Origin of the sequence: Roseateles sp. (assembly GCF_044373315.1) — a bacterium.
In the GTDB taxonomy this organism is placed as follows: Bacteria; Pseudomonadota; Gammaproteobacteria; order Burkholderiales; family Burkholderiaceae_C; genus JACDQM01.
In genome coordinates, this window is the sequence record NZ_JBILQK010000157.1 from 1 (window position 1) to 5,215 (window position 5,215).

General features: G+C 67.3%; 3 protein-coding genes. 1 reads left to right on the forward strand and 2 read right to left on the reverse strand.

All coding sequences use genetic code 11. From position 1 onward, the window contains the following. Window positions 1–40: 40 nt before the first annotated feature. Both ACIQ67_RS19330 and ACIQ67_RS19335 read right to left on the reverse strand, forming a co-directional pair. Window positions 41–2,770 (reverse strand): TonB-dependent receptor, encoded by a 2,730-nt coding sequence (locus tag ACIQ67_RS19330; protein ID WP_397536006.1) that lies wholly within the window; start codon window positions 2,768–2,770, stop codon window positions 41–43. 85 nt (window positions 2,771–2,855) lie between these two features. Further along, window positions 2,856–4,574, reverse strand: a complete 1,719-nt coding sequence (locus ACIQ67_RS19335) for a DUF885 domain-containing protein (protein WP_397536007.1) — start codon at window positions 4,572–4,574, stop codon at window positions 2,856–2,858. Window positions 4,575–4,758: 184 nt separating this feature from the next. Here ACIQ67_RS19335 and ACIQ67_RS19340 point away from each other — a divergent pair, with 184 nt between their 5' ends. Further along, complete coding sequence (locus ACIQ67_RS19340) at window positions 4,759–5,022, forward strand: hypothetical protein (RefSeq protein WP_397536008.1); 264 nt, start codon at window positions 4,759–4,761, stop codon at window positions 5,020–5,022. Window positions 5,023–5,215 lie beyond the last annotated feature (193 nt).

Genomic DNA, 5,215 nt, shown 5'->3' on the forward strand with positions numbered 1-5,215 from the left:
ATTGCCGGGCCTTTGTCTTGGCGTACAGCGCTGATGGCGCTTACTTCATCGCGTAGTGCAGGCTCAGGTAGACATAGCGGCCGCGCGGGTCGGTGTAGCTGGGGTCGTAGCCCGACAGGAAGTAGTAGGCCTGGTTCGAGAAGGGCGGGCTGGTGTTGAAAAGGTTCTGCACACCGGCGCGCAGCTTCAGGCGTTCGTTGAACTGGTAGCCGGCCGAGGCGTCCCACAGCGAATAGGCCTTGACGCGGTTGGCTGCGACGATGCTGCCGTCGTCGATATTGATGGCCGAGTTCTGGTCCTGGTAGCCCGAGTAGTAGGTGTTGCCCAGCATCGCCGACCAGGCGCCGCGCTCCCAGTCGACGCTGAGGCGGTGACGCCAGCGCTGCACCACTTGCTCGGTGACGAAACGGCTCAGATTGCTGATGAAGGGATCGCCAGGCGCGGTCTGCAGCTTGGACTGCAGCATCAGCGTGGCCGCGAGCTTGGCGCCGAACTCGCCCCAGGCGGTCTTCACGCCGTGCAGGTCGGCCACCAGGTCCAGGCCAGCCGCCTTTTGCGCGCCGCGGTTTTCCTTGCGCAGCTCGATGTAGTCGATCAGCCCATCTTCATCCCGGCGTACCAGGCCACCGTACTTCTCGAGATTGCCCAGGATCACGTCGTCGCCGATCTCGCTGATCAGCTTGCTGCGGCGAATCTGCCAGAGGTCGATGCTGGTGGTCCAGTTGGCGCTCGGCTCGAACACCAGGCCCAGCGAGGCCTGGCGGCTGCGCTCGGGCTTCAGGTTGGGATTGCTGTAGCGGCGCGTGTCCCAGTTGTCGGCGCAGACGCTGAGGTCGTTGTCCTCGGTGGCGCAGTAGACCGGGTCGGGCAGCGTGGCGGTGGAGCTGTATACGGTAGGGCGGTAGAGATCGCTCATCGATGGCGCGCGGAAACCCGTGCCCAGCGAGCCGCGCAGCAGCAGGTTCTTGCTGGGCTGGTAGCGCAGGCCCAGCTTGGGGCTGGTGGCGCCACCCACGCCCTGGTACTGGTCGCGGCGCACCGCGAACTGGGCCTCCCAGCCCTTGGCAAAAGGCGCCAGCAGCTCGGCATAGATGCCGCGCACATTGCGGCTGTCGCTGGTGGCCTGGCCGCCCTCGGGCGCGGCGTCGTTGTTGATGTTGTCGCTCATCAGCAGCGCCGAGGGGCGGAACACTGCTTTCTCGCGCCTCACTTCGCCGCCCAGCGCCAGCATCATCTGGCCGCCGGAAAGCTGGCCGAGCGCGCGCGAGGCCTTGAAGTCCAGCACGTCCATCGTGCCGCGGGCATAACGCACTTCGTCGTTGACCTGGATGCTTTCGATCAGCGCCTGACCGGCCGCGCTGGACGGGCCGAAGGGATTGATCAAGCCGCTGGCGATGCCGTCCAGCAGCTTGTCGCGAAGCACGTAGCCGCGCGTGTCGCGGTCGCGCACCGTGTTGACGCTGTGGTTCAGTGCGATGTCGTAGTCCCAGCCGGCCAGTGCGCCCGTCAGGCCGGTGACTACGCGCTGGCCCTGGCTGGTCAGCTCGCTCGTGCGGCGGCCGGCCTCGTTCAGGCGCATGCGCAGCTCAAGCTCGCCGGGAATGTCGTCGTCCAGCAGCTGGTCCAGCCCGGTGTTGGCCAGCTGGGGCACTTTCTTGTAGTCGATATAGCCGGTCACCCGCGCTGAGGAACCGACGTAATAGGTCTTGGCGCTTGAGAGCGCCAGCTCGGCATAGGCCTGGTGGCCGGGGGCCAGCTGCAGCACGCCGCGGCCCAGGAAGCTGAGCTTTTCCGCCTTGGGGTAGAGCTCGGTGTCGCCCATGTAGTCGTAGGTGCAGGCGTCCTCGCCGCCGGTGCCGGCGGGGAGGTAGAGGTTGGCCGGCGGCGCGCACTTGGGCTGGCTGAGGTTGATCAAGCGGTTGACGATGGGCTTGCCGTTGATCGTGAAGCCTTGGTCTTGCAGGTGGTCGCGCTGGTTGCGCGTCAGACGGATATTGGCTGGGCTGGTGAAGCCAGACAGCAGATGGCCCAGGCGTTGCGGGATCTGCAGCTCGCCGATGAACTCGCGCTGCGAGGTCGACAGCCGGCCGGTGCGCTGCGCGTCCAGCACGCCGAAGACATTGAAGCCCTGGCGGCCCAAATCGCCCCAGCCGGCGGCGATGCTGGCGCTGCGCTTGCCGGCGCCGCCTTCCTGCGTGGCACCCGCCTGGGCGTTCAGCTCCATACCCTGGAAGTCCTGGCGTGTGATGAAGTTGATGACGCCCGCGATGGCATCGGCGCCGTACAGCGCGGAGGCGCCGTCCAGCAGCACCTCGACGCGCTGGATCGCCGCGGCCGGGATGTTGTTCAGGTCCACGCCGGCGTCGTCGCCCGGCGAGGCGAAGTTGGCCATGCGCCGGCCATTCAGCAGCACCAGCGTGGACGAGGTGCCCAGGCCGCGCAGATTGGCCGAGTTGAAACCCTTCTGGTCGTAGCCGCCCACATGGATGCTGGCGCCGTCGGTCAGGTTGCCGGAAGCGGCCGAGATCTTGCTCAGCAGCTCGGCGGCAGTGGTGACGCCGGCCTTGTCGATCTCCTCGCGGGTGATCAGCTGCACCGGCAGCGCGCTTTCGGACGCCAGCCGCTTGATCGCCGAGCCGGTCACCTCGACGCGGCCCAGCTTGTCGGTCGTTGCCCCCGGGCTCTGCGCCTGTGCGCCCAGCGAGATGCACAACAACAGGGCAGCGCCACAGACGGTGCTGAACGAGTGGGGGGCAGGCAGGTGGCGCATCAGGGGCTTTCGAACAAGGCGAAGCCTTGGCAACGCGGGGGGCGATGGCCGGGTTGACGGGGCAAACCCGGGACGGCCTCAGTGTTTACCCGTGGCTGCGATCCTGCTGTTCGCCCAGCCAGCGGTCCAGCCGCGCTTCCAGGATGTCCATCGGCAGCGCGCCGCCTTCCAGCACCCGGTCGTGATAGCTGCGGATGTCGAAAGCCCCACCCAGCGCGGCCTCGGCCTTGATGCGTAGCGCCAGCATGCGCAGCTGGCCGATCTTGTAGGACAGTGCCTGGCCGGGCCAGCCGATGTAGCGGTCGATCTCGTTGACGATGTCGACCTCGGTCTTGGCGGCGTTGTCGCGAAAGTATTGCAGCGCTTGCTCGCGGCTCCAGTGCATCGCGTGCAGGCCGGTGTCCACCACCAGACGCACGGCCCGCCACATGTCGTAGGTCAGTTGGCCGAAGCGCGAATAGGGGTCCTGGTAGAGCCCCAGCTCATAGCCCAGCGTTTCGGCATACAGAGCCCAGCCTTCGATGTAGGCATTGCAGTCCAGGAAGCGGCGGAACTTGGGCAGCTCGCGCTGCTCCTGGGCCAGGGCGATCTGCAGGTGGTGGCCGGGCACCGCTTCATGCGTGGTCAGCACCTCGATCTCGTAGCGCGGCCGCATGTCGGGCCGGTACAGGTTGACGTAGTAGTAGCCGGCCCGCGTGCCGTCCACCGAGGGGCCGCAGTAGTAGGCGGCGGTGGTGTTGGGGGCGCTGGTGTCGGGGATAGGCCGCACGCCATAGGGCGTGCGCGGCAGCCGCCCGAACAGGCGCGGCAACTCGGGCTCTATCTGCTTAGCCGTCATCACATAGGCGGCGAACAGGGCTTGCGGGCTGTCGAAATAGAACTGCGGATCGCTGCGCAGCTGCGCGAAGAACGCCGCCTTGCTGCCTTTGAAGCCCAGCTGGTCCATCACCTGCTGCATCTCTGCGTGGATGCGTGCCACCTCGGCCAGGCCGATGGCGTGGATCTGCTGCGCCGTCATGGCGCTGCTGGTGTGGTGCGCGATGCGGTTCTGGTAGTAGTCCAGGCCGCCAGGCGTGTCCCAGATGCCCACGCTCTCGCGGCAGGCCGGCAGATAGCGCTCGCGGAAGAAGGCCTCGAAGCGGTGGTAGGCCGGCACGATCTGCGTGCCGATCAGCGTGCGGGCCTGCGCCTGCAAGGCCTGCGCCTGGTCGGCCGGGATGCTGGCCGGCAGCTGGCGGAAGGGGTTGAAGAAGGGGCTCTGCGTGGCGTCCTCCACCCGCTGCATTGCCAGTTGAGGCAGTACGCGCTCCATCAGCAGGCGGGGCTGGGTGCGCCCGGCGCGGGCGCTGCGCTCCAGCAGCTCGGCGAACTGGCTCAGATAGGCAGGCAGGCCCTCCAGCCGCTGCAGCCAGACGCTGAAGTCGTCAGCGGTGGCCAACGGCATGATCTCGGCCAGCTCGTTAAGTGCCTGCGGGCCGTCGCGCGCCGTGATGCTGTAGGCCGCGGCGTGCAGCGGGTGCAGCGCCAGCCTAGCCTGCAGCAGATGCTCGAACAGATCGCAGTTGAGCTGCTCTTCGGCCGGCAGCAGCTCGCGCGGCAGCGCCTGCAGCGTGGCCAGCGCTTGCTGGTCGGCCGCCTGCGCGCGCGCCTCGGCGGCCAGGCTCAGGTCGGGCCAGAGGTGGTTGAAGCTGCGCTCGCCGAAATAGGTGGCCGCCAGCGGGTTCTCGGCCATGTCGCGCTGCCAGGTGGCTTCGAACAGCTGATGCAGGGCCTGGATGGTGGCGCGGGTGTCGGTGGGGCTCATGGCGGGAGCGGGCGCAGTGTTGACCGGCCCTAGTGTCTATCAAGGCGCGGCTCCGGCTTGACGTTCGTCGCGCGGGGCTGCAGTTCAGCCGTCAGCACGGTCTGTCCGTCTCCTGTGGCTGGAAAGAGCGCGCGCCGGTGACGACACTGCAATCACTGACACAGCCAAGCCCCAGGAGCCCATCATGACGAACCATACCCGCTACCAAGCCTTCTTCTTCGGTGCCGCGATCTGCCTGGCACTTGCCGCCGCAGTGAGCTACCAGGCCGAAACCGCCCCGGCCACCCAGGTCGTCAAGCTGGAGCGCGTCGTCATTGAGGGCAAGCGCACGGTGGACGGCATGCAGGTAGTGCGCCTGCCGCAAGTGGTCGTCCAAGGTCGCAGCATCGGCGCTGAGCAGCGCCTTGCGCTGGGCAAGACCAGCTGCCCCGCACAAACGGTCTGCTGAAGCACGCGGCTGTCTCAGTCGGCGCGGTTAGCCCGCGCCCCCTTGCAAAGCCCGGCATCCGCCGGGCTTTTGCATGTGCGCTCAGCATGAGCGCACTCTTGCGGGTGCAAGTCCCGCCGTAAGTTGATCACAGCGAACGAAGCGAAGCGCAACTGCACGAGGGCGACCGAATGTGGGGAGGAAGCGTGGAGCG